25 protein-coding genes are annotated in these 21,758 nt (G+C 72.3%); 10 read left to right on the forward strand and 15 right to left on the reverse strand.

What is annotated here, in order from left to right; genetic code table 11:
* Window positions 1–26: 26 nt before the first annotated feature.
* The gene (locus tag AB0J87_RS45935; protein ID WP_185069693.1) at window positions 27–410 is read left to right on the forward strand and encodes a Rieske (2Fe-2S) protein; all 384 of its coding nucleotides are present in this window, start codon (window positions 27–29) and stop codon (window positions 408–410) included.
* Here AB0J87_RS45935 and AB0J87_RS45940 read toward each other — a convergent pair.
* From AB0J87_RS45940 to AB0J87_RS45975, 8 genes are all read right to left on the reverse strand, one after another.
* On the reverse strand, window positions 397–1,353 hold the full coding sequence (locus AB0J87_RS45940; RefSeq protein ID WP_363977498.1) for a GNAT family N-acetyltransferase: 957 nt from the start codon (window positions 1,351–1,353) through the stop codon (window positions 397–399). The genes AB0J87_RS45935 and AB0J87_RS45940 overlap by 14 nt on opposite strands.
* A gap of 10 nt (window positions 1,354–1,363) precedes the next feature.
* On the reverse strand, window positions 1,364–1,699 hold the full coding sequence (locus AB0J87_RS45945; protein ID WP_363977501.1) for a hypothetical protein: 336 nt from the start codon (window positions 1,697–1,699) through the stop codon (window positions 1,364–1,366).
* Window positions 1,696–2,073, reverse strand: coding sequence for an SgcJ/EcaC family oxidoreductase (locus AB0J87_RS45950; protein ID WP_363977504.1), 378 nt, complete (start codon window positions 2,071–2,073; stop codon window positions 1,696–1,698). Before AB0J87_RS45950 ends, AB0J87_RS45945 begins: the two co-directional genes overlap by 4 nt.
* Window positions 2,074–2,184: 111 nt before the next feature.
* On the reverse strand, window positions 2,185–2,757 hold the full coding sequence (locus AB0J87_RS45955) for a PadR family transcriptional regulator (protein ID WP_363977507.1): 573 nt from the start codon (window positions 2,755–2,757) through the stop codon (window positions 2,185–2,187).
* A 35-nt stretch (window positions 2,758–2,792) separates the two neighbouring features.
* Window positions 2,793–3,587, reverse strand: coding sequence for an MBL fold metallo-hydrolase (locus AB0J87_RS45960; protein ID WP_363977510.1), 795 nt, complete (start codon window positions 3,585–3,587; stop codon window positions 2,793–2,795).
* Window positions 3,588–3,614: 27 nt separating this feature from the next.
* The gene (locus AB0J87_RS45965) at window positions 3,615–4,253 is read right to left on the reverse strand and encodes a response regulator transcription factor (RefSeq protein WP_363977513.1); all 639 of its coding nucleotides are present in this window, start codon (window positions 4,251–4,253) and stop codon (window positions 3,615–3,617) included.
* Complete coding sequence (locus tag AB0J87_RS45970; RefSeq protein ID WP_363977516.1) at window positions 4,244–5,389, reverse strand: histidine kinase; 1,146 nt, start codon at window positions 5,387–5,389, stop codon at window positions 4,244–4,246. The genes AB0J87_RS45965 and AB0J87_RS45970 overlap by 10 nt, the downstream gene beginning before the upstream one ends.
* Before the next feature lie 47 nt (window positions 5,390–5,436).
* A complete protein-coding gene (locus AB0J87_RS45975; RefSeq protein WP_363977519.1) occupies window positions 5,437–6,237 on the reverse strand; it encodes an alpha/beta hydrolase in 801 nt (266 codons plus the stop codon).
* Window positions 6,238–6,320: 83 nt separating this feature from the next.
* Here AB0J87_RS45975 and AB0J87_RS45980 point away from each other — a divergent pair, with 83 nt between their 5' ends.
* The 5 genes from AB0J87_RS45980 to AB0J87_RS46000 all read left to right on the forward strand — a co-directional run bounded on the left by AB0J87_RS45980 (window position 6,321) and on the right by AB0J87_RS46000 (window position 9,191).
* Window positions 6,321–6,713 carry a hypothetical protein gene (locus tag AB0J87_RS45980; RefSeq protein WP_363977522.1) on the forward strand — a complete coding sequence of 131 codons (393 nt, stop codon included), beginning with the start codon at window positions 6,321–6,323 and terminating at the stop codon, window positions 6,711–6,713.
* Window positions 6,714–6,739: 26 nt separating this feature from the next.
* Window positions 6,740–7,111, forward strand: a complete 372-nt coding sequence (locus AB0J87_RS45985) for a hypothetical protein (RefSeq protein ID WP_363977525.1) — start codon at window positions 6,740–6,742, stop codon at window positions 7,109–7,111.
* Between the two features lie 73 nt (window positions 7,112–7,184).
* A complete protein-coding gene (locus AB0J87_RS45990; protein WP_363977528.1) occupies window positions 7,185–8,528 on the forward strand; it encodes a hypothetical protein in 1,344 nt (447 codons plus the stop codon).
* 46 nt (window positions 8,529–8,574) lie between these two features.
* Window positions 8,575–8,925, forward strand: a complete 351-nt coding sequence (locus tag AB0J87_RS45995) for a winged helix-turn-helix domain-containing protein (protein WP_363977531.1) — start codon at window positions 8,575–8,577, stop codon at window positions 8,923–8,925.
* Window positions 8,925–9,191, forward strand: coding sequence for a hypothetical protein (locus AB0J87_RS46000; protein WP_185069681.1), 267 nt, complete (start codon window positions 8,925–8,927; stop codon window positions 9,189–9,191). The genes AB0J87_RS45995 and AB0J87_RS46000 overlap by 1 nt, the downstream gene beginning before the upstream one ends.
* On the opposite strand, the gene AB0J87_RS46005 is transcribed toward AB0J87_RS46000, so the two are convergent.
* Both AB0J87_RS46005 and AB0J87_RS46010 read right to left on the reverse strand, forming a co-directional pair.
* Window positions 9,174–9,608, reverse strand: a complete 435-nt coding sequence (locus tag AB0J87_RS46005; protein WP_363977534.1) for a protein phosphatase — start codon at window positions 9,606–9,608, stop codon at window positions 9,174–9,176. The genes AB0J87_RS46000 and AB0J87_RS46005 overlap by 18 nt on opposite strands.
* Window positions 9,609–9,675: 67 nt before the next feature.
* Window positions 9,676–10,263, reverse strand: a complete 588-nt coding sequence (locus tag AB0J87_RS46010; RefSeq protein WP_363977537.1) for a cadmium resistance transporter — start codon at window positions 10,261–10,263, stop codon at window positions 9,676–9,678.
* Between the two features lie 196 nt (window positions 10,264–10,459).
* Between AB0J87_RS46010 and AB0J87_RS46015 the strand changes: the two genes are divergently transcribed.
* Window positions 10,460–11,329: a hypothetical protein gene (locus tag AB0J87_RS46015; RefSeq protein ID WP_363977540.1), complete on the forward strand. Its 870-nt coding sequence runs from the start codon at window positions 10,460–10,462 to the stop codon at window positions 11,327–11,329.
* Window positions 11,330–11,508: 179 nt separating this feature from the next.
* The gene (locus AB0J87_RS46020) at window positions 11,509–12,228 is read left to right on the forward strand and encodes a hypothetical protein (RefSeq protein ID WP_363977543.1); all 720 of its coding nucleotides are present in this window, start codon (window positions 11,509–11,511) and stop codon (window positions 12,226–12,228) included.
* Here the strand turns inward: AB0J87_RS46020 and AB0J87_RS46025 are convergent.
* From AB0J87_RS46025 to AB0J87_RS46035, 3 genes are read right to left on the reverse strand one after another with little or no spacing between them, the layout of a single operon-like run.
* On the reverse strand, window positions 12,225–14,801 hold the full coding sequence (locus AB0J87_RS46025) for a LuxR C-terminal-related transcriptional regulator (protein WP_363977546.1): 2,577 nt from the start codon (window positions 14,799–14,801) through the stop codon (window positions 12,225–12,227). The genes AB0J87_RS46020 and AB0J87_RS46025 overlap by 4 nt on opposite strands.
* A gap of 48 nt (window positions 14,802–14,849) precedes the next feature.
* The gene (locus tag AB0J87_RS46030; protein WP_363977549.1) at window positions 14,850–15,011 is read right to left on the reverse strand and encodes a hypothetical protein; all 162 of its coding nucleotides are present in this window, start codon (window positions 15,009–15,011) and stop codon (window positions 14,850–14,852) included.
* 35 nt (window positions 15,012–15,046) lie between these two features.
* The gene (locus tag AB0J87_RS46035; protein ID WP_363977552.1) at window positions 15,047–18,229 is read right to left on the reverse strand and encodes a BTAD domain-containing putative transcriptional regulator; all 3,183 of its coding nucleotides are present in this window, start codon (window positions 18,227–18,229) and stop codon (window positions 15,047–15,049) included.
* Between the two features lie 126 nt (window positions 18,230–18,355).
* Here AB0J87_RS46035 and AB0J87_RS46040 point away from each other — a divergent pair, with 126 nt between their 5' ends.
* Window positions 18,356–18,874, forward strand: coding sequence for a universal stress protein (locus AB0J87_RS46040; protein WP_319715898.1), 519 nt, complete (start codon window positions 18,356–18,358; stop codon window positions 18,872–18,874).
* Here AB0J87_RS46040 and AB0J87_RS46045 read toward each other — a convergent pair.
* Window positions 18,830–20,221 (reverse strand): PLP-dependent aminotransferase family protein, encoded by a 1,392-nt coding sequence (locus AB0J87_RS46045; RefSeq protein ID WP_363977555.1) that lies wholly within the window; start codon window positions 20,219–20,221, stop codon window positions 18,830–18,832. The two genes, AB0J87_RS46040 and AB0J87_RS46045, sit on opposite strands and share 45 nt — an antisense overlap.
* A gap of 67 nt (window positions 20,222–20,288) precedes the next feature.
* On the opposite strand from AB0J87_RS46045, the gene AB0J87_RS46050 reads away from it, so the two are divergent.
* Complete coding sequence (locus AB0J87_RS46050; protein WP_363977558.1) at window positions 20,289–21,485, forward strand: MFS transporter; 1,197 nt, start codon at window positions 20,289–20,291, stop codon at window positions 21,483–21,485.
* On the opposite strand, the gene AB0J87_RS46055 is transcribed toward AB0J87_RS46050, so the two are convergent.
* Window positions 21,435–21,758, reverse strand: a 324-nt coding sequence (locus AB0J87_RS46055; protein ID WP_363977561.1) for an HAD-IC family P-type ATPase, incomplete at its 5' end; no start/stop codon positions are given. The two genes, AB0J87_RS46050 and AB0J87_RS46055, sit on opposite strands and share 51 nt — an antisense overlap.

Genomic DNA, 21,758 nt, shown 5'->3' on the forward strand with positions numbered 1-21,758 from the left:
CGTGTGAGTGGTTGAAGGAGGCAACAATGCTCACACGCCGCGCATTGATCACCAGAGGCAGCGCCGCGGGCGCAGGAGTCGTGTTCCTGTGGCCGCGCCCGGCAGAGGCGGAAGCGGAGGCGGCCAAGCCCGTCCTCGCCACCACCAAGAGCATCCCGGTAGGGGGCGGGAAGATCGTCCAGGGCAAGTACGTGATCACCCAGCCGAGGAAGGGCGTCTACAAGTGCTTCAGCGCCAAGTGCACCCACCAGGGCTGCACGGTGGCGAGCGTCAGCCGCGGCACGATCAACTGCCCGTGCCACGGCAGCAAGTTCAGCGCCTCGACGGGCGCGGTGGTGAACGGCCCCGCCAAGAAGCCGCTCGCCGGCAAGAAGATCAAGGTCTCGAAGGGGAAGATCAGGCTGGCTTGATCGGCAACGCGTAGGTGGTGCTGCGCTTGGTGATCTCGAAGCCGGCGCGGGCGTACACGTTCACGGCCCCCGTGGGGTTGTCGGCGTCCACCCCGAGCCCGGCACTCTCGTAGCCCTGATCTCCGAACGCGGCAAGGGCGTGCCCGATCAGCGTGCTCGCCACGCCCTTGCCGCGCCACTCCCGCAGCGTGCCGATGATCTGGATCCACGCCTGGCGCTCGCCGCACCGGGCGGCGGCCTCGAAGAAGTGCGTGATCAGCACCCCGACCGGGCGGCCGCCGGCCAGGGCCACGAACGACGACTCGGGGCGGAAGTTCCTGGAGCCGGTCATCATGGCGCGCCAGCTCTCGGACGTGTGCCGCACGCTGCCCCAATGGTCGAGGAACGACTCGTTGCGCACGAGGCGGGCGCCTTCGTCCAGTTCGGGCGACCAGGCGACGATGGAGACGCCGTCCGGCGGCCGCACCGCGGGCAGGTCGCCCGGCAGGCTCCGCTCCATGCGGGCGAACCACCGTACGGCCGTGAGTCCGGCCCCCTCCACCAGCGCGGCGAGGTCGGACCGGCCGTCGGGGACGTCGACGTGGAGCTCCAGAGGGACGCCGGGGTGAGCCCGTTCGCTCACCCCCGGCGCCGTCCGGATGCTCCAGTCCATGATGTTCCTGCCGAGCCCCTGCCCGCGGTAGGCAGGGTGCACGCCGCCCGAAAGGCGCATCATGTGCAGGTCGTCGGCGGTCTGCCTGACGGGGAGGTAGCCGAAGGCCACGATCCGGTCGCCGTCCCTGGCCGCGAGCGTGCCCGTGTCCAGATCGATGAGGTGGCTGGAGACCTGCTCCGCCACGTCGTCGACGTCGTGGACCTCGCCGGTCCTGTCCTCGGCCTCCATGGCGGCCCAGAGCTCGGCCAGAGCCTCGGCGTCGTCCGCCGTCAGCGGTCCCCATTCCATGACCGGCAGCCTAGGCGAGCCTGGTGGCGCACCCCAACCGGGTTCCGATGTCGGCCAGGCCCTCGGCGAACGACCGGCGCGTACGTTCGCGGAACCCGATGAACAGCCGGTTGGCCAGGGCGACGGCCCAGTGGTGGCCGGCCACGTCGTAGACGCGGTGGACCAGGCGCGTGCCCCCGTGGTCGGGGGTGACCGACCACTCGCCGCGGTACCACCAGCCGCCCTGGTAGGCCAGGACGTGCTCGCCCAGCTCCGTCCTCGGTATGGCGCGTACGATCTCCGGCCACACCCGCTCGACCGGAGCCTCGATCACTCCGGTGACCTCGACGATGAGCCGCCTGCTCACGGCGCGCTCACCCGCGTGTTCTGGAAGGAGGCGAAGCGCCAGCCCTCGGCCGTGCGGAGCGCGGTCAGCGTGATGACGGACCGGCGGCTCGGGTCGGCCGCGCCGTTCACGGACGAGCCGCCGCCCACGATCACCAGCGCGACGTCGTCGGTGAGCGGCTTGATCAGCGGCTCGCCGCCGCCCCCTTCGAGCTTGATGTCGAGCTTGAACAGCTCGCGGTGGGCCTCCTCGATGGCCTGCCGGCCCTCCAGGTGCTGACCGAAGAACGTGATGTAGTCGGCGTCCTCGGTGAAGAGACCGGCGTAACCCTCGGCGTCCCCGGAGTTCCAGGTCTCCGCGATCCGCGCGAGCAGCCGAACGATCTCTGTGGACATGGCACTGCTCCCTGTGTCGCGGCGCCTATCCTGTGAATGCGAGTTCGGGCAGGGCAGGCGCCTTGTTCGGATTTCCGGCCGCCGGGGTGTTGGCGCACCTCGGCGGCCTTCTCACATCTCGACTGTGGTCTCCCAGTCGAGTTCTCCCTTGTCGAGCCGGTCGAGCAGCCCCCTGATCCAGCCCAGCTCGGCGGTGTAGAGCGCCTGCTCGCACTCCACCTCCAGCATGAGGATCGCGGGCAGGCCGCTGTCGGCCATGGCTCGCAGGTGGGCCTCCATCCCGGCGAGGACGCCCTCGATCGTGGCCGCGCGCCCGCGCAGCGCCCGCTGGGCCTCGGCGAGCGGCAGGCAACCGATGAGCGAGACGGCCGCGACGAAGGCGCGCCGGTCGGGATCGGGTTTCTCCAGGAGCTGCCGCAGCCGGGTGACCAGCTCCTTGCGGCCCTCATCGGTGATCTCGTAGACCGTGCGCTCGGGCCTGCGGCCCTCGCGGTCGGTCTTCGAAGGGACGATCAGGTCGTCCTTGGCCAGCCGCTCCACCGCGTGGTAGAGGCTGCGCGGCAGGCCGGTGATGTAGTCCTTGTGCGTGTCGATGATGAACCGGTGCAGCTCGTACGGGTGGCTCGGGCGCACGGTGAGCAGGGCCAGCACGGTCAGGCCGACCAAGCTGTGGCGTTGCGCCATGATGCCTCCATCCATATTGCACTTTGCAATATAACTCAGACATCCAGCTGCAGGAAGGTCCGCTCGATCGCCTGCCTGGCCACGTCCTCCGGATAGGGGAAGAGCTTGATCAGGTCACGCAGCCCCTCCACGTGGGCCCGCCTGGCCAGCTCGGCCACGAGGGCCAGCTCGGCCTGCTGCGCCTGCGCGAACGCCCGGTCCACGACCGCGCCGTGCCCCGGCACGATCACCTGGTCGGGCAGCTCGGCCAGCATCGCCGCCGTGGTGAGCGGCCAGTCGAGCGGGTACGAGTCGCTGAACGCCGGCGGCGCCCCCTCCTCCACCAGGTCGCCCGCGAACACCACGCCCGCGTCCGGCACGTGCACGACCACGTCGTTGCTGCTGTGCCCGAGCCCGAAATGCTGCAGATGCACGATCCGCCCGCCGATGTCGAGGCTGGCCGCGCTCGTGAACGTGTGGTCCGGCGGCACGATCGTGATCTCCTCGAACTCCTCACGCTGCTCGGGCCGCCCCTTGATCATTACGGCGCGCTGCTCCTCGCCGTACTGCTCGATCTCCTCGGCGCACCTGACGTGGCCCCAGATCTCGGCGGGGCGGAAGATCGCGTTGCCGAAGTAGTGGTCGAAGTGGGAATGGCTGTTGACGACCGTCCACGGGCTGGCGGTGATCCTCCTGACCGCCTCGACCAGGTCACCGGCCTCCCGGTGTGAGGCGCGCGTGTCGAGGACCAGGCAGTGCCCGTCGCCCACGACCAGACCCACGTTCATGTCGTACGACTTGTGGCGCCGGACGTAGACCCGGTCGCCGACCTCCTGCCATTGCTCGTTCATGCCAACGAACCCTACTTTCAAGCCGCGTCATTTGAGGTATTCGAGCACCGCAAGCACCCTTCTGTGCCCGTCCGCGGCGGGCGGGAGGTCGAGCTTGGCGAAGATGTTCGCGATGTGCTTGGCCACGGCCGCCTCGGTGACGAACAGTTCCTTGGCGATCGACGCGTTCGTCCGGCCCTCGGCGATCAGGCCGAGCACCTCCTGCTCGCGCGGGGTGAGCCGGGCCAGCGGGTCGCGGCGCCGCCTGAGCAGCTGGCGGACCACCTCCGGGTCCACGACCGTGCCCCCGGCGGCCACCCGGTCGAGCGCGTCGACGAACTCGCGCACGTCGCCGATGCGGTCCTTCAGCAGGTAGCCGATCCCGGCGCCGGCGCCCGGTTCCAGGAGCTCGGCGGCGTAGGTCTGCTCGACGTACTGGCTGAGCACCAGGACGGCCAGGTCCGGATGCCGCTCGCGCAGCTCCAGCGCCGCCCGCAGCCCCTCGTCGGCGAAGCCGGGCGGCATGCGCACGTCGGTCACCACGGCGTCGGGGCGGTGCTCGGCGACGGCGGCGAGCAGGGCGGGCGCGTCGCCGACCGCGGCGGCCACGGTGTGGCCGAAGCGTTCCAGCAGCCCGACCAGGCCCTCCCGCAGCAGGACGGCGTCCTCGGCGATCACTACGCGCACGGTATCTCCGCTCTCATCAGGGTCGGACCGCCGATCGGGCTCGACAGGGACAGCCTCCCGTCCACCACGGCCAGCCGGTCGGCCAGCCCGGTCAGCCCCGTGCCCCTGGCCGGGTCGGCCCCGCCCACGCCGTCGTCGCGCACCTCCACGACCAGCGTGCCGCCCTCGACCCGCCCGGTGACGGCGCCCCTGGTGGCCCGGCTGTGCTTGGCCAGGTTCGCGAGGGCCTCGCTGACCACGTAGTACGCGGTCACCTCAACGGGCGCGGGCAACCGGCCGGCCAGCTCCACGTCCACGTCCACGGGCACGGGCGAGCGCCCGGCCACGTCGCGTACCGCCGCGCCCAGCCCGCGGTCGGTGAGCACCTGCGAGTGCACGCCCCTGATCAGCTCGCGCAGCTCGGCGAGCGCCCGCTTGGCCTCCTCGTGTGCCTGCCCGACCATCCGCCCCGCGGGCGAGTCGTCCGGCAGGTCCAGCCGGGCCATGCCGAGCGCCATCGACAGGGAGACCAGCCGCTGCTGCGCGCCGTCGTGCAGGTCGCGCTCGATCCTGCGGCGCTCCGTCTCGAACGCGTCCACCAGCCGAGCCCGTGACCGCAGCACCTCGTTCAGCTCGGAGCCCTGCGGAGCGAGCACCGCGCGTACCATCGCCCCACGGGCGCCGCCCCAGGCGGTGATCGTGTACGCGGCGACGGGCAGCAGCAGCACGCCCGCCACGGAGCCCACGGCGGCGACACCGGGCTCCGCCTCGGGCTGCACGACCGGCGAGAGCATCAGGACCACCGGCCCGCCCACCGTGAACCCCAGCATGATCAGGTCGATCCACCACAGCGCGAGCACCGTGATGACGGCCAGCCCGGCCTCCCGCCCGCGCCCGCCGGGCACCTCGGGCAGCGGCACGCCGTCCACCAGCCGCAGCCTGCGCCGCTCGAACCAGGCGACGAGCGGCAGGCACAGCGCCAGCACGACCGGGGCCGCGACCACGCCGAGCGGGATCGTGGCGAACACCGCGGCCCCGACGGCCACGCCGGGGACGGCGCTGGCCAGCAGGTACGCCGCGCACCGCCAGGGCCACGCGGAGCCCAGGAAAGGCAGCGGCCGCTGCGTGAGCGCCTCCAGCGCGGTCCGGTTGAGCACTTTCTGACGGTATCCGCAGGTTGGCGGGCCAGGCAGTAGTGCTGGGTCTACTGTCCGAGGAAGCGGGTGAGCACCGGGGCCAGCGCCTTCGGGTCCACCATGTGCGTCTGGCCCTCGATGGTCTCGCGCACGGCCCCCGGGACTAGCTCCGCGATCGCGTCGGCGGCCCGGGCGAAGAAGTCGCCGCCCCCGCCCACGAACGAGTCGGCGCCGGCCCCGCCCGTGGCCACCAGCGTGGGGCAGGCGATGCCGGGCAGGCGGTCGGCGGGCGGGCGGCCGTCGCCCAGGCAGGCGGCGTCGTACGCGAGCGTGGGCGCGATGGCTTCCAGGCCCGGCCACATCGGCGACTCGCGGGCCTGCTCCACCATCTCCTGGGTGGCGCCCGCCGTCACCATGAACAGCGCGAACGCCTCGCCGCGACGACCCGCGGCCAGCAGCGCGCGGAGCCGGTCGGTGTACTCCCGCGAGCGCCGCGGCCCGTCCGGCGCCACGTCGTAGGGCACCTCGTACACGGCCAGTCTCGCGATCGGCAGCCCCGTGGCGGCGGCTTCGAGCGCGAGCGCGCCACCCGATGAGATCCCGAACAGGTGCGCCGCCCCGCCCGCCTCGGCGATGAGCGCGGCGATGTCCTCGATCTCGCGGTCGACCTCGTACGGGAGGGTGTCCTCGCTCTCGCCCCGGCCGCGCCGGTCGTAGTTGTAGACGGTGAACCGCTCCGCCAGCTCGTGCGCCAGCTGCGCATTGGCCGAGCGGTCGGCCGCGGCGCCGCCGACCAGGACGATCGCGGGGCCGACGCCCAGCCGGTCGAACGCGATGGACGTGCCGTCTTTCGCCGTGACGCGGTACATGTGACTCCTCCGGAGGCCCTTGTGACCACCCGATCTCGATGGGTGACTATCGGCGGCGGCGTTATGGGACTACCGTCGTGCGTATGGCGATCCCCATTCCATCACGGCGGAATTCCGCGGACAACGACAAGGCCCCTGACACCCCCGCCGCACCGTCCTGGCCTATGTCGGCTCCCCTCCTTTCCGCCGAACCCAGGGCGCAATCCGGGGAAACAGCATCAATCATCGTAAATTTAGACAAGGCGACACTTGATGCGGTTCATCAAAAAGCGCGCTCCGATGGCCGTATGATTTCCGATGTGATTCGCGCCGCGGTGGAGCGCGAAGTGGGCAACATGACGCACGCGACCATCTTGATCCAACGCTGGAACCTGCAGTGCGACGACCTCGACAGAGCGGCCGACGCCCTCAAGGTGGACCGGATTTCGGACGACATGATGCTCAGGCTCGGCCTGCATCGGAATCAAGAGGATTGACCATGCTTCCTGGGCGCGTTCTCGACGTGGGAGCGCTCGTCGACATCGCGGTCGCCAAAACGAATCATTCGCGCAGCATCGCGGCGCTGTGTCTTTATCGGGGCGGCGGGCTGTGCATTCCCACGACCGCACTCACCCTCGTCTATTCGATCGTCCCGCTCGCCACGAAAGTCGAACTCTTCGATCTGATCAGCAGCTCCGCCGTCCAGGTCGACGACCTCACCGCGGGAAAGGTGCCCGACATCGCCGAGATCCTCGACGGATCGAGCGACATCACCGCGGGCCACGTGATCTTATGCGGGCGGGCCACCCAGTGGCCGATCCTCACCGACCGTCCCGGCATCCTGCGAAATCTGGACCCGGCGATCCTCGTCGATCCCCTGCCTGAGCAGAACTGACCTATCAGGCCAGGCTGATGCCCGGTTCACCCACTATTGTGGGGGCCCGGACACACGAGGAAGCGGATCCACCTTGGCACATCGCGCCCTGGTCATCGCCCTGCTGCCCGCGATCGCGCTGCGGGCGCTCGCCGTGCTCGGATACCCTCCGTCGATCCTCTTCTACGGCGACTCGTTCGCCTTCCTGCGCGAGGAGCTGACCCCCGGCACCACCAGGCCCTCCGGATACTCGCTGCTGCTGGCGCTGCTGCGCCCCGCGCACAGCCTCACGCTGGTGACGGTCCTGCAGCACCTGCTGATGCTGGCGCTGGCCGTGGCGGTGTACGCGCTGCTGAGGCGGCGCGGCCTGCCGGGCTGGGGCGCCGCCCTGCTGGTCACCCCGCTGCTGTACGACGAGTTCCTGGTGCTGCTCGAACACATGATCATGGCGGACGCGGTCTTCGTCGTGCTGGTCACGGTCGCGATCCTGCTCGTGGTCTGGCGCGTCACCCCCACCACGGCGGCCGTCGGCGGCCTGCTGCTCGGCCTGGCCGGGATCACCAGGACGGTCGGCCTGCCGCTGCTGATCCTCACGGCCGCCTACCTGCTGATCCGGCGGTACGGCTGGCGCCCGCTCGTGGCGCTGGTGGTGGCGGGCGCGATCCCGCTGGGCGCGTACGCCACCTGGGCGAAGGTGGAGAAGGGGAAGTTCGCGCTGACCGAGGCGGACGGGAACTTCCTGTGGTCCAGGACCATGAGCTTCGCCGACTGCTCGGTGATCAAGCCTCCGGAGCGGCTGGCCGTGCTCTGCCCGAACATGCCGGTGGAGCAGCGCCCGTACCCGCCGTACTGGCTGTGGGAGAGCTTCTCCCCCCTGCTCAAGGTGCCGGGGACGGCCAATCGCAACCAGCTCGCCGGGGAGTTCGCCAGGGCGGCCATCCTCGCCCAGCCCGGCGAGTACGCCGCGGCGGTCGCGACCGACCTCACGCAGCTGCTGCGCTGGGAGCGCACGGCCGTGGACGAGAAGACGCCGTACAAGTTCCCCACCGCGGAGCGGCCGCTGAGCGAGTCGGTACGCGGCATCGCCGAGTCGTACGAGGCCGGGCCGGCCGCCACCCGGGTCGTGGAGCCGTTCGCGGGGTGGCTGCGGGCGTACCAGCGGTTCGGGTACGTGCCGTTCCCGCTGCTCATGCTGGCCCTGGTCGGTGCGCTGGCGACGGCGCTGGTGCGGCGGCGGTGGGACGCGCTGCTGCCCGGGGTCACGGCGCTCGCGCTGGTCTGCTCGCCGCCGTTCCTGGCGGCCTTCGACGTACGGTACGTGATCCCGGCGATCCCGCTGGTCTGCCTGGCCCTGGGACTGGCCCTCGGCGCCCGGTCGCCGTCCCCGCAGGAACGCGCGGGGACCCCCAGCCCTGAGCTTTCCCGGACCGCCACCTGAGTGCTAGGGTCATGTGTAAGGAAATTATTACACGTGACGGGAAGCCATGACAGTGCCGGGGCCGACAGGTGACGACCTGGTCGAGATCTTCGCGGCGCTGGCCAACCCGCTGCGGCTGCGCATCATGGCGGTGCTGGCGGACAGGCGCGACTACGTCAGCCACCTGGCCCGCGAGATCGGGGTGAGCCGCCCGCTCCTGCACATGCACCTGCAACGGCTCGAGGCGGCCGGGCTGATCGTCGGCACCCTGGAGCTGTCCGACGACGGCAAGGCCATGAAGTACTACGAAGTCGCGGATTTCAGCCTGCACCTGACCGCGTCGGCGCTGGCCGAGGCGGCCAAGACCCTCACCAGGCCGGACCCGGGGAAGGGTCCAGGACCCAAGGAGCACTCCTGATGATCGATTCTTGGCCCGCGGCGATCTTCTCGTTAGGGGTGCTGCTCGTGGTCGGCTTCCTGATCGCCCTTTTCGCCGTGGGGATGTTCGAGATGCGCAAGGCCAAGCTCGACGCCCATCAGGCGGACGACCTGCGGCAGCTCGTGCGCCGGTTCGAGCAGCTCGCCGAGAACACCATGGACGCCCAGCAGCGGATGGCCGCCGACCTGGCCGAGCTGCGCGCCCGCGCCACCTCGATCGAGCAGATCCTAAGAACCGTCGAATAGGGCGACGTAGCGGCGTTGCCAGGGGGTCTCGACGGCGTGCGAGTCGTAGTGCTCGCGTACGTAGGCGACGGCCCGGTCTCCGGGCACCCCGTCGAGCACGGCCAGGCACGCCAGGGCCGTGCCGGTGCGGCCCCGGCCGCCGCCGCACGCGACCTCGACCCGCTCGGACTCGGCGCGGGCCCACGCCTCGCGGAACGCGCCGGCCGCCGCGCCCCGGTCGGACGGCAGCCAGAAGTCGGGCCAGCGCACCCACCGGTGCTCCCAGTCGACGGCCGGGGGCCGGCGGCCCAGCAGGTAAAGAGCGAACGTGGGGAGCGGCCCCTCGGGGAGGGGGCGGCGCAGCCCTCGGCCGCGGACGAGCCGGCCCGAGGGCAGCCGCAGCACTCCCGCCGCCGTGGGCTCCCAGGTAGCTGTCATGGTGCGAGCGTAGCCGCGGGGCTGCCAGGACACGCGATCTTCAGCTTTCGGCGGACTTCAGCGGGCTTCAGAGGCCGAAAGCCCCGCCCTCCACGAGGATGACCACGCCGAGCCCGATCAGGACGAGGGGCAGCAGGATGTGCCCCCATCGGCTGAGCGCCCCGGCGATCAGCGGGCGGGTGGCGAAGAACCTGCCGGCCAGGCACCAGACGGCGACCAGGATCAGGAAGACGACCACGTACACGGTCATGCCCGAGGTGCCGGACGTGGCGAAGACGGGGACGTAGACCCCGATGTTGTCGCCGCCGTTGGCGAAGGTGACCGCGGCGACCTCCAGCGCCTTCGGCCCGCCGCTCCGCGCGGGTGGGTCGTCGTCGCCTCCGTCGGCGCGGTCGCGCCACACCTGCCAGGCCGCCTTGAGGCCCAGGGCGAGGGGGAGCAGGCCGAGGTACGGGACGGCGGGCTCGGGCAGGAACGTGGCCCCGAAGGCGGCCGCGACGGCGACCACGAGGATCCCGGCGAAGCCGATGTACTGCCCGAGGACGATCCGCAGGTGCCCGGCCCCCTGGGCGAAGAAGAGCGCCAGGATGACGATGTCGTCGATGTTGGTCACGGCGAACAGACCGGCGGCTTGCCCGATGATGCCCGCATTCACGCCTGGAACCGTACCGGACCCTCACGATGTTGGAACGATCCCTGCCACCCCCGGGTTGACAGCCATCCTGACACCTGGGCCCCCAGCTTTCTGACGCAGATTACGGCGTATGTGGTCACATCCGGTGAACTCTCGCTCATCCTTTGTTATGGTCACTCACTGTCCAGAAACGGACACCCTTTACCCGAGGAGGATCATGAGGACCCCGAGGACCGTCGCCATCACTGCGGCTGTGGCGGCGACAGTCGCTCCCCTGCTGGCCATCGCGACCCCGGCGAGCGCCCAGCAGTCCACCGAGACCACCAAGAGCGTCCAGAGCTTGCCGCTGCTGGACTGGCTCTCCCTCGATAGCCTCAACCCGACCGAGCAGCTCAAGAAGGTCAAGGAGCTGCTCGGCACCGGTTACGTGCCCGAGGCGTTGAGCGTGACCAACGCCGCCAACCCGCAGTACACGTCCGTCTGGATCAAGGACACCACCCGCAAGGTGAGCGTCCTGCAGGGCCTGTCGGCGACCGACCTGCCGACGCGCATCGCCGAGCAGGCGAAGAGCGGCTTCGTGCCGTCCATGATCACCGGCACGGGGACGGGCCCCAGCGCCATCTTCGCGGCGGTCTTCGAGAAGACGACCGAGAAGGTCCAGTCCAAGCTCGGCATGACCAAGGACGTCTTCGCGTCCACCAACGCCAAGCTCGGCGCGGCCGGCTTCAGCGTCGCCTCGCTGGACGTCTACGGCACGGTCGAGAAGCCCCTCTACGCGGCCGTCTGGGTCGCCGGGGCCGCAACCGGCGCCGTGCAGGTGACCACCGGCCAGACGGTCACGCAGCGCGGCCAGGAGCTCCTTGCCAAGACCAAGGCCGGGCTGCGTCCCGTCCTGATGGCCGTCGAGCCCGGCAAGCTCTACACCACCGTGTGGAGCAAGGGCAGCGCGACCGGCCTGAAGGAGTACCTGAACCTGTCCAAGCTGACCTACACGCTCAAGGCCACCGAGCTGAAGGCGCTGGGCTACCGTCCCGAGGTCCTGGACACCGAGGGCAGCACCATCGCGGCGATCTGGAGCAAGGGCTAAGACCCGGATCGTGGTGCCGTGCACCGGCGATCAGCGAACACACTCGTCTGATCGCCGGAACGCGCGACACCGGGCTCAGCGATCGAACCAGCGGCCCGCCGCCGGGGTCAGCAGCAGGACGTACGCAGGGCTGAAGATGACGGGCCCCGACCCGACGAACGCGGGCATAATGGCGGACAATGCCGGAAATTCGGGAACTATCTGAGTATGCGGCGGCGATCGCGCCCGTCATCGACGCGGCCCAGGTCAACGTGCACGCCTCCGCCCGCAGAGCGATCACCGCACTGGCCGAGACCACCGGCGTGAGCACAGGGCTGCTGTACGACCTCAGATTCGTGCTGCCGCTGCGCCCGCTGACCCGAGCCGGCCTGAGCGCCCTCTACCGCTACCGCGACGCGGCCGAGCGAGAGGCCGGGATCCGGGAGCACCTGAGCGAGGGCACCCTGGCCGAGGACGGCGACGGGGTGCTGAGGGCGACGGCCTCGGGGCTGGCGTTCATCCGGAAGCTGTACGAGGCGCACGGCGCCGCCGCCGGGCGGAGCTGGGCAGGGCAGGACCTGCCACGGCTGGCCCACCTGGCCGGCAGGGTGCTCGACGGAGCCGAGCGGCTGCCGGGCGGCGCGCTCGAACTCGTCGCACCTCCCTACGAGCCCGAGGGGAGCGGGCCGGGCCTGCTCCTGTTCAACCGGCTCGCCGTCCTCCGCTACCACCGCGCCGACGCCCACGCCCGGGCCTGGCAGGCGGAGGGCCTGTCCGCGGCCGAGATCGTCGGCCTGCGGGACGGGCCCATCCGTGCGCGGATCGAGGTGGAGACCAACCTGCGGGCCGCGCGGCCGTACCAGGTGCTGGCCGAGGACGAGCGGCGGGCGCTGTACGACGGCCTGCTGAAACTGATCTAAAGCGCCGCCAGCAGGCGGCCCACCTGGGTGCGGTCGTTCACGCCGAGCTTCTCGTAGGCCGCCTGCAGGTGATTGGCGGCCGTACGCGTGGACAGCGTGAGCCGGTCGGCGATCTGCCGGTTCGTCAGCCCGGCGGCCGCGAGCTGGAGGATCTCCCGCTGGCGCGGCGTCAGCTCGGGCGTGGCCAGCTCCACCAGCGCCGGGGTCGACACACCCGGGCAGCGCCTGGCCAGCGCCCACGCCCTGGTCTGCGCGCCCTTGGCCAGGGTGCCGCGGCCCGCGTCCCGGTGCGCCGCCGCCTCCTGGGCCGTGGCCTCGGCCGCGTACAGGAGCATCCCGAGCCGTTCGAACTCCCCGGCCACCGCCCGGAGCTCGACCGGGTCGCCTATCGCGCGGGCGTGCCTGGCCAGGAGCGCGGCCAGGGGGCCGTCCACCCGACCGGCCAGCCTGGCGGACTGGTCCGGGGCTCCGAGCCGTACCAGGTCGTGCAGCGCGAACATCAGGCCGCCGTGCAGCTCGTGCCGCTCGGCGTGGTCGGCCGCCGCGAGGCACAGCCGTACCGCCTCGTCGAGCTCGCCGCCGGAAGCCGCCACCCACACCTCGGCCTGCAGCACGTGCTGCCGGGTGAAAGCCCACCTGGACGCCGTCGCGCCGGCCTCCGCCAGCGCCTCCCGAGCCTGCTCCGTACGGCCCAGCAGCGCCAGCGCGTGCGCCTGCTCGGCCAGCACCCGCCCCAGGTAGGGCTCCCGCCCGGGCATCCTGGCCAGGTCGTCCCGGCACCAGCGCAGCGCCCCCGCGACGTCCCCGCGCAACCGGCCGACCATCGCCCGATATGCCGCGAACCCCGACACCGACAGCTCGGCGGCCGGCAGCTCCATCCCCTGCTCCGCCGACCGGTCCGCCGCCTCCAGCAGGCCCGCGAACGTCTGGGCGGCGCAGAGCGCGTCCAGGAAGCTCGGCAGCGCGTGCGGCGCCTCGTCCCGCCAGCTGTCCACGCTCTCCAGCGTTCGCGCGGCGATGGCGAGGCTCTCCCCGGTACGCCCCGAGTACGCCGCGGCCCACGCCTCCATTGCCGCCGCGTGCGCGTCGGCGCGCCGCGACATCGGCCCGTACGAACGGGACCGCGCCAGCGAGCGCGCCGCCCCGGTCAGCCGGCCGGCGAAGCAGTCCGTCACGGCGCGGTAGATGTGCGCCTCCTGCAGCCAGACGGGCTCGGTCAGCGTCACGGCGGCCAGGTCGAGCACCTCGCACGCCTCGGCGTCCGCGCCCGCCCACGCCAGGTTGATCCCCAGGCTGAAGGCGTGCTGGGCGCGGTCGGCCTCGGTGACCGCGTCGCGCGCCGCCCGCCGCAGCGCCGCCAGCGCCGCGTCCGCGTCGCCCAGCACCATGAGCACCTCGCCGAGCACCGCGACCGCGGCCACGCCCCCACCCGCGTCGATCGCGGCCTTGGCCAGGCGTTCGGCCAGGTGGGGATCCTGCCTGCCCCAGGCCAGCCGGGCGGCCGACACCAGCATCTCGGGGGCCGTGACCGAGCCGGAGTCCAGCCGCCACACGGCCGCGCGCAGCTCGTCCTCGCGCCGCCGCAGCCCGCTGGCCTCCAGCGCGTCGGCCAGCATCCGCAGCCGCCGCCGCGTCCGCAGCGTGCCGCAGCCGCCGCGGACGACCTCGCCGTAGAGAGGGTGGCCGAGCCGCAGTTGCTCCCGCCTGCCCTCGTTGACGGCCACGACCAGGCCGCGGTCCTCGACCCGCTCGACCGCCCGGGCCGAGGTCAGCGAGACCAGCAGCTCCGTGCCCAGCGGCTCCCCGAACGCCACCAGCTCCAGCACCTCGCGCTCGTCCTCGTCGAGGTGGCCGATCCGGTCGCCCACCAGCTCGCGCAGCCTGGTCGTCATGGACAGCTCACCCCGCCAGCGCCACTGCCCGTCCCGCTCGGTCAGGCAGCCCGCGTTGCGCCCCGCCTGCACGACCTCGCGCAGGTAGAGCACGTTCCCCTCGCTGACCCGCGCGAGGTGCCGTACGGTCTCCGCGGCCACCTCGCCGCCGAGCGCGCCCGCGAGCACCTGCCCGACCTCGGCCCTCGTCAGCGGCGGCAGCTCGATCCTGTCGAGCAGCTCGTCCTTCCACAACGCGGCCACCGGCGCCGGCTGCGGCTCCCCGGACCGCACCGTCACCAGGACGCGCGCCGCGCCGCTGTCCGCCAGGTAGTGCACCAGCGCCGCCGAGGCCGGGTCCAGCCGGTGCGCGTCGTCCACGCTGACCAGCAGCTCGCCCCGCGGCGCGCGCTCGCGCAGGTGGCGGGCGGCCCAGCTCAGCAGGTTCTCGCCGCCCGCCGGCGGGCCCGTCAGCACGTGCGCGAACGCCCCGAACGGGATCATCGACGCGGTTTCCGTGCCGAGCGCGCGCACCACCGCGTACCCCGGTAACCCGGCCAGCGCCTCCGCCGCCAGTCTGCTCTTCCCGACCCCGGCCTCACCGGCGATCATCACGCCCGCTCCCGACCGTAGCGCCGCCCGCACAGTCGTGAGCGGCCCCCCTCGCCCGACGAACGGCCAACCGCTCCCCTGCTCGCTCATCGCGCCTCCTCTCGACACCCATCGTCGTCACGGAGATTCGCGCGAGGTTCAAGTCGGGTTGCTGCTCAATCCGGCGGCGGAACGCAGGAGGTCGAGGAGGGCTTCCGTGCCGCTGAACGGCACCGGCTCGCCCCCCACCTCTTCGAGCAGCCCGCGGAGCTGGCCGCCGGATTGCTCGGGCTCGACCAGCCGGACGATGACCGTTCTCATCTGGAAACCATCTCGCCGGGCGGTTCAGGTCTGGTTCAGGTGGGGTACGGGGCGGGCTCGACCTCCAGCTCGCGCATGCGTTCGGCGTAGAGGTGGTAGCGCCTGCGGGCGTCGCCGCGGCGGCCGGCCAGGTCGAGCACCCGTACCAGGCCCAGGTGGGCGCGCTCGTCGTAGCGGTCGCGCTCCAGCAGCCGCAGCCAGTAGCGGGCGGACTCGTCGTAGCGCCGCTCGCCCGCCCGCGCCGCCGCGAGCCTGGCCGCCGCCTGCGTGTAGGCCAGCCGGGCCTGCTCGCGCAGCCCCACGGCCCAGTCCGCGTAGGGGTCCTCCTCGCAGAACTCCCCGCCGTACGCGCTCTCGGCCGCCGTCCACCGCTCCAGCGCCTCGGCCGTACGTCCTGCCTGATCCAGCCGTACGGCCTGAGCCACCAGGTCCAGAAATTTCTCGACATCGACGTCCACATTGGACAGGTCAAGCCGTAACGCGCCCTCGTCCGAGACCACGATCTCGTCCGCCGGGCTTTCGTGCGCCGGATCCAGCACGGCGCGCAGCGTGGACACCATGACGTTCAGCCGGCGCAGCCCGACCGCCTCACCCTCCTGGTCCGGCCAGAGGATCTCGACCAGCCGCTCCCGGCCGATCCCACTCCCCCTCCGGCTGACCAGGATCTTCAGCAGGTCGCGTGCCTTGCGCGACTGCCAGGCCGTACGCGGGACCGGCACGCCGCCCCGCAGCACCCGGAACGTTCCCATTGTCTCGACGATCACCTTCACGCCCGGCGCGGGAGCGGCGCGGGCGATCAGCGCGTCGATCCGGTCGTCGAGCGCCCGGCAGCCGATGGCGTGCATGCGCTCGCGCACCCCCGCCGCCAGCTCGCCGCCGGTCGCCGGGTCGGCCAGGGCCGCCCTGACCAGCTCGGCCCTGGCCTGTCCCACCGGGTCGCCGAGCATGGTCCACGTGCGCACGGCCTCGTCGGCCGGCCGCGTGTCGCCGTCCAGCTCGGCCCGCAGCTCGGCGATGGCGGCCTGCGAGGCGTGATCCCTGCGGCTCACCGCGACGGGTTCGGTCTCGTCGAGCAGCGCCCTGGCGTCGTCGTGCCGCCCGCCCGCCAGCGCCACGCGGGCGGCCACGACCCTGGCGGTCACCCCCGCGATGCCTTCGGCGTGTTCGAGCGCCTGCTCGGCGACGCGTGCGGCCTCGACCGGATCGTCGTCGGCCAGCAGCTCGGCGAGGCCGTTGAGCGCGTTGGACAGCGACTGCACCTCGCCCGACGGCGCCGAGTCGGCGATGATCCGCCGGTAGATCGCCGCCGCCGTCCTGCGCTCGCCGCGCAGGACGTTGATCTCGGCGAGCCGGTTCAGGCCGGTGCCGACCAGGCGGGAGCCCATCGCCTCCCACCTGGCCACCGCGTCGGCGGCCTCGGTGGCCGCCTCCTCCAGGCGGCCGAGCCCGATCAGGGCCTTGGCGCGGTTGGAGACGTTCAGGGCGGCATAGGGGGCGAACGACACCAGGTCGGACAGCCGGCCCCCGACCTCCGTCTCGGCCAGCGCCTCGGCGTAGGCGCCCTCGTCCACGTGGCGGGAGGCCCGGTTGGCGTGAATGCGGATGAGCTGGACGATGTCGCCCGCGCGTTCGGCGTACTCCAGGGCGCGCAGGTAGTGGGCGTCGTTGGCCCGGCGGTCGCCGTCGAGCGCGGCGAGCATGGCCAGGACCGTGTTGGCCATGGCCAGCGCGCTCGGGTCGCCCAGGCTGCCGGCCTGTTCGAGCGCCTTGTCGGCGAGCTCGGCGCAGCCTGCCCGGTCGCCCTTCAGCCAGAGCACCGACGCCATGGACGCGGCGCACATGGCGGCGTCGGCGGGCGGAAGGCCGTACTCGTATCCCCTGGCGTACCCGGCCAGGGCCGCGTCGAGGTCGCCGCGCAGGTGGTCGATGAGGCCGAGCCGCCTGGCCACGAACGCGTCGAACGCCGGCCCCTCGGCGGCCCGGGCGAGCAGGTCGCGGGCGCGGGTCCACTGGCCGCGGTTCTGCTCGGCGACGCCGGCCAGTTTGATCATGGTGGGCGCGTTCCTGGCGGCCTCGGGCAGCAGCTCCAGCGCCGCGACCACGTCCCCGCGCTCGGCCAGGCGCAGGCCGTACGAGTCGAGGAGCGCGGCCGCCAGGCTCGGATGCTCGGTCGCGACGGCGGCCCGCAGGGCCAGCTCGGGCTGGTCGTGCTCGACGTACCAGCGGGACGAAACCGCCGCCACGTCGTGGGCCTCGTGCCGGTCGAGCGGCGCGTGCTTGGCCAGCACGTGGCGGCTGGTCAAGGTCAGGCGGTGGCCGTCCTGACCGGCCTCGAGGAACAGGCCGCGGCTGGTGAGCGAGTCGAGCGTGTCGGGCGGCACGCCGAGCGTGGCGGCCAGTCCGGAGGTCAGCACGGGCAGAACGGTGGCGGCCCGCAGCAGCTCGCGCATCGCCGGCGGCAGGTCCTTGAACGCGGCCAGCGTGAGGCGTTCGAGCGTGGCGGAGTTGGCGGCCAGCCCGGCGGCCGTACGCGGCCAGCCGGACGGGTCCTCGCGGGCCAGCGCGTCGAGCGCGGCCTGCACGGCGGCGGGCCAGCCGCCGCAGGCGTCGTGGAGCGTGGCGGCGACGGCCGCGCCCTGCTCGCCCAGCCGGTCGCGCGCCCAGGCGGCCGTCTCGTCCGGGGTGAGCGCGAGATCGGTCGCGTCGAGGTCGAGCACCTCGTGGTCCTGGCGCAGCCGGGCGGTCGGGAACGGCAGCGGTGCCCGCGACGCGGTGACCAGGTGCAGGTGCCTGGGGGCGACGCGGACCAGCGTCTCCACGTACCGCACGGAGCCCGGGGCGCCCGCGATGGCGTCGATGCCGTCGAAGACCAGCGCGAGGCCGCGCCGCAGCCGCCTGCCCAGCGCCTCGGCCAGCGCGCCCGCCAGCGCCGCGGCCCTGGACACCTCGTCGGCGTCGGGCCCGAGCGGGGCGTCCGCGGCGGTCACCAGGTCGGCGGGTAACCCGGCCACCCGCTCCGACAGAGCCGATGCCACGGCTCCCGCCAGCGTGGGAAGATCACGGTCAGCGGGCCCGAGCAGGTGCAGCACCGCGCCGACGGCCTGGCTCCACCCTGCCAGGGCAGTCGACTTCCCGTAGCCTGTAGTTGCGACGAGCGAGGTGAGCCTGTACGTCAGCGCCGCGTCCAGCCGCCGGTCGAGGGCGGGACGGGGTCGCACCCACCCTCGTTCCACCCCCGCATGCTACGCCGGGGTTCGCGGGGGGACTCCATAGTTCGAAAAGTGCCACCTCCCGGTAACAGACCGGCGGGCGCACTATGGTCGTACTTCTTAACAGGAGGCACCGTGGAACAGGAACTGCCCGGCGGTGCGAGGCTGATCGTGGGGGTGGACGAGTCCCCGGCCTCGCGCTGGGCGCTTGCCTGGGCCATCGGTGCGGCCAGGCTGCACCGGATGGCCCTGGTCGCCGTACACGTCAGCCGCGCGCCCGTCCACCCATTCCCCGAGGCTCTGCCCGTCCAGCACGCGCTCCGGGCCGGCGAGGAGGCGCGCTGCAGCGAGGTGATCGCCGGCGTGTTCGACGACGTCGCGGGCGGCGTGCCCGACGACATCAGAACGGCGGTGATCGGCCGGGTCGGCGATCCCGGCTACCATCTCGTCGACCTGGCCCGCGAGGGCGACCTGCTGGTGCTGGGGCGGAGCCGGCGCGGGCTGCTCAGCCGCATCTTCCTGCCCTCGACCAGCATGTACTGTGCCCGCCACGCGCGGACCACGGTCGTGATCGTGCAGCAGCCGGCGCCGCCCGACGACCCTGAGCTGTCAGGGGAGCGGGCCCGCCGGTTCTGGAGCCGCCGACATCCGTAGGCGCCTGAGTCCTTCGGGGATGTCGTCCCTGGTGATGCCTCCGTAGCCGAGGACCACGCCGGGCTGGGCCGGGCTCTCACCGCAGTACGCCTCCAGCGGCTCCACCGCGAGATCCGGCGCGGCACGTACCTCTATATCCGGGGCGAGCCGGGCACACAGGTGCAGGCCTGCGGTGGACGGGACCAATCGCAGCCGCTCGTCGCCCGCCAGCGTTTCGGCGATCATGGCGTGCCTGGCGGCGTACTCGCGGGTCGCCTTCCTGATGTGCCTGGACAGGAGCCCTTCGTCGATGAAGCGGGCCAGGGCGGCCTGCGCGGGCACGTCGCTGTGCCAGTCGGACAGCTGCTTGGCCGCGCGCAGCGCCGGGGCCAGCGAGGCCGGGGCGACGAGGAAGCCGAGCCTGAGCATGGGGAGCAGGGTCTTGGAGAAGGAGCCCACGTAGATGACGCGGCCCGCGCGGTCGAGGCTCTGGAGGGGTTCGAGCGGGCGCTCGCCGAAGCGGAACTCGCTGTCGTAGTCGTCCTCGATCACCACCGCCCTGCGGCGCTCGGCCCAGGCCAGCAGGGCGGCGCGGCGGGCCGGCGACATGGGCGTGCCCAGGGGGAACTGGTGCGAGGGGGTGACGTACACGATGCGGGCGGCGCCGGGGATGGCGCGGACGTCGATGCCCTCCTCGTCCACCGGCACCCCGGCCACGCGGGCGCCGAGCGAGCGGAACAGCAGGCGGGCGGGCGGGTAGCCGGGCTCCTCGACGGCCACGCAGGTACCCGGCTCGATCAGGACGCGACCGATGAGGTCGAGCGCCTGCTGGGCGCCGTTCGTGATCAGCACGTCGTCGGGGCCGGCGTGGACCGAGCGGCTGATTCCTATATGCCGTGAAATAGCTTCTCTCAGCGGCTCATATCCGGATGGGCTGCTGTACGCGGCGGCGCTCACCCGCAGCTCGCGGGCCACCAGCCGGCGCCACGTCTCCATGGGGAACAGGTGCGGGTCCGGCATGCCGACGCGGAAGTCGTACCGGGCTCCCCGCATGGCTCGCGGGGCCTCGATCCCCTGCCAGAACGCCCTCGGCCGCACCACGCCCTTCGGGGCCGCCCTGCCGCGCACCGACTCCCCCGACACGAACGTGCCCGCCCCCGCCCGTCCCAACAGGAACCCGTCGGCGACCAGGCGGTCATAGGCCACGGCGACCGTGTTCCTGGAGATCTCCAGCCTGCGCGCCAGCTCCCTCGTCGGAGGCAGCCGCTCGCCCGATCTGAGCCGGCCGTCGAGAATGGCGTCGAGCAGCTGCCGGTAGACCTGTGCGGCCAGGTCACCCCGCCCTTGAAGGCTTATGTGAACGTCCAACTTGGCCCAATCACTTTGCCGGAAATTGGATCTTATATCGGGACAATGGGGGATCGAAGATGAGGGTATGGCACCCCGGCGCATCCTGGCTCAGGCCCAGCTCGCGAACTCCATCGGCGACGGCGTCTATCTCGTCACCTCAGCGTTCTACTTCACCAGGATCGTCGGCCTGTCGGCCACCGAGATCGGCCTCGGCCTCACCCTCGGCTGGGCCGTCGGCATGGTGGCCGGCGTGCCGCTCGGCCACCTCGCCGACCGGCGCGGGCCGCGCGGCGTCGCCGTCCTGCTCGCGCTCACGACCGCCACGGCGGTCGCCTCGTTCCTGTTCGTCCGCTCGTTCGGGCTCTTCGTGCTGGTGGCCTGCCTGTACGGGACGGCGCAGACAGGCCTGTCGGCCGCCCGCCAGGCCCTGCTCGCCGGGCTGATCGCCCCCGAGGAGCGCACGGTCGTTCGGGCGGTCCTGCAGTCCACGCTCAACGGCGGCCTGGCCGTCGGCGCCGCCCTGGGCGGGCTCGCCCTGCACCTCGGCACGCGGCCGGCCTATCTGGCGGTGTTCGCGCTCGACGCCGTGAGCTTCCTGGTCGCCGCCGGGCTGCTGCTCAAGCTGCCTTCCGTACGGGTCCCGCCGGCCGCGCCCGGCCCCCGGCTGGCGGTGCTCAGAGACCGGCCGTACGCGCTGATCACGCTGATCAACGCGGTGATGCTCTTCTACATGCCGCTGCTCAGCCTGATCGTGCCGCTCTGGATCGCCTCACGTACGGGTGCGCCCACCTGGATGGTCTCGGTCCTGCTGCTGCTCAACACCGTCACCGTGCTGCTCTTCCAGGTGCGGGTGGCCCGGCGCGTGAGGGGACTGCAGTCCGCCGCCCGGTCGGTGCGGTACGCGGGTCTGGTGATGTTCGCGGCCTGCGCGGTGTTCGCACTGAGCCCGTACGGGTGGCTGTTCCTGCTCGTGGCGGCCGGCCTGCAGGTCCTCAGCGAGATGCTGCTGGCCTCCGGGTCCTGGGAGATCAGCTTCGGGCTCGCCCCCGACCACAAGCAGGGCCAGTACCAGGGCTTCTTCGGCACCGGCGTGGCCGTGGCCAGGATGCTCGGGCCCGTCGCGCTCACCACGCTGGTGCTCGGCGGCGGCACCCTCGGCTGGCTGCTGCTCGGCGCGGCGTTCGCGGCGGCCGGCGCCTCGATGGCGCCGGCCGTCAGATGGGGACAGCGGTCACTTGAAGCGGCGCAGCCGCAGGCTGTTGCTCACCACGAACACGCTTGAGAACGCCATCGCCGCACCCGCGATCATCGGGTTGAGCAGCCCCAGCGCGGCCAGCGGCAACGCGGCCACGTTGTAGGCGAACGCCCAGAACAGGTTCCCCTTGATCGTCTTCAGCGTGCTGCGGGACAACCGGATCGCCTCCGGCGCCACCCGCAGATCGCCCCGCACCAGCGTCAGGTCCGCGGCCTCGATCGCGGCGTCCGTGCCGGTGCCCATCGCCAGCCCCAGATCGGCCTGAGCCAGCGCGGCGGCGTCGTTGACCCCGTCGCCCAC

The organism is Nonomuraea sp. NPDC049625 (assembly GCF_040675285.1).
Lineage (GTDB): Bacteria > Actinomycetota > Actinomycetes > Streptosporangiales > Streptosporangiaceae > Nonomuraea > Nonomuraea angiospora_A.

Excerpts from the sequence above, each read along its gene's own strand:
- AB0J87_RS45935 (WP_185069693.1), top strand. The coding sequence starts at position 27 with ATGCTCACACGCCGCGCATTGATCACCAGAGGCAGCGCCGCGGGCGCA.
- AB0J87_RS45940 (WP_363977498.1), bottom strand. The coding sequence starts at position 1,353 with ATGGAATGGGGACCGCTGACGGCGGACGACGCCGAGGCTCTGGCCGAG.
- AB0J87_RS45950 (WP_363977504.1), bottom strand. The coding sequence starts at position 2,073 with ATGTCCACAGAGATCGTTCGGCTGCTCGCGCGGATCGCGGAGACCTGG.
- AB0J87_RS45955 (WP_363977507.1), bottom strand. The coding sequence starts at position 2,757 with ATGGCGCAACGCCACAGCTTGGTCGGCCTGACCGTGCTGGCCCTGCTC.
- AB0J87_RS45960 (WP_363977510.1), bottom strand. The coding sequence starts at position 3,587 with ATGAACGAGCAATGGCAGGAGGTCGGCGACCGGGTCTACGTCCGGCGC.
- AB0J87_RS45975 (WP_363977519.1), bottom strand. The coding sequence starts at position 6,237 with ATGTACCGCGTCACGGCGAAAGACGGCACGTCCATCGCGTTCGACCGG.
- AB0J87_RS45980 (WP_363977522.1), top strand. The coding sequence starts at position 6,321 with ATGGCGATCCCCATTCCATCACGGCGGAATTCCGCGGACAACGACAAG.
- AB0J87_RS45995 (WP_363977531.1), top strand. The coding sequence starts at position 8,575 with ATGACAGTGCCGGGGCCGACAGGTGACGACCTGGTCGAGATCTTCGCG.
- AB0J87_RS46000 (WP_185069681.1), top strand. The coding sequence starts at position 8,925 with ATGATCGATTCTTGGCCCGCGGCGATCTTCTCGTTAGGGGTGCTGCTC.
- AB0J87_RS46005 (WP_363977534.1), bottom strand. The coding sequence starts at position 9,608 with ATGACAGCTACCTGGGAGCCCACGGCGGCGGGAGTGCTGCGGCTGCCC.
- AB0J87_RS46015 (WP_363977540.1), top strand. The coding sequence starts at position 10,460 with ATGAGGACCCCGAGGACCGTCGCCATCACTGCGGCTGTGGCGGCGACA.
- AB0J87_RS46020 (WP_363977543.1), top strand. The coding sequence starts at position 11,509 with ATGCCGGAAATTCGGGAACTATCTGAGTATGCGGCGGCGATCGCGCCC.
- AB0J87_RS46025 (WP_363977546.1), bottom strand. The coding sequence starts at position 14,801 with ATGAGCGAGCAGGGGAGCGGTTGGCCGTTCGTCGGGCGAGGGGGGCCG.
- AB0J87_RS46030 (WP_363977549.1), bottom strand. The coding sequence starts at position 15,011 with ATGAGAACGGTCATCGTCCGGCTGGTCGAGCCCGAGCAATCCGGCGGC.
- AB0J87_RS46050 (WP_363977558.1), top strand. The coding sequence starts at position 20,289 with ATGGCACCCCGGCGCATCCTGGCTCAGGCCCAGCTCGCGAACTCCATC.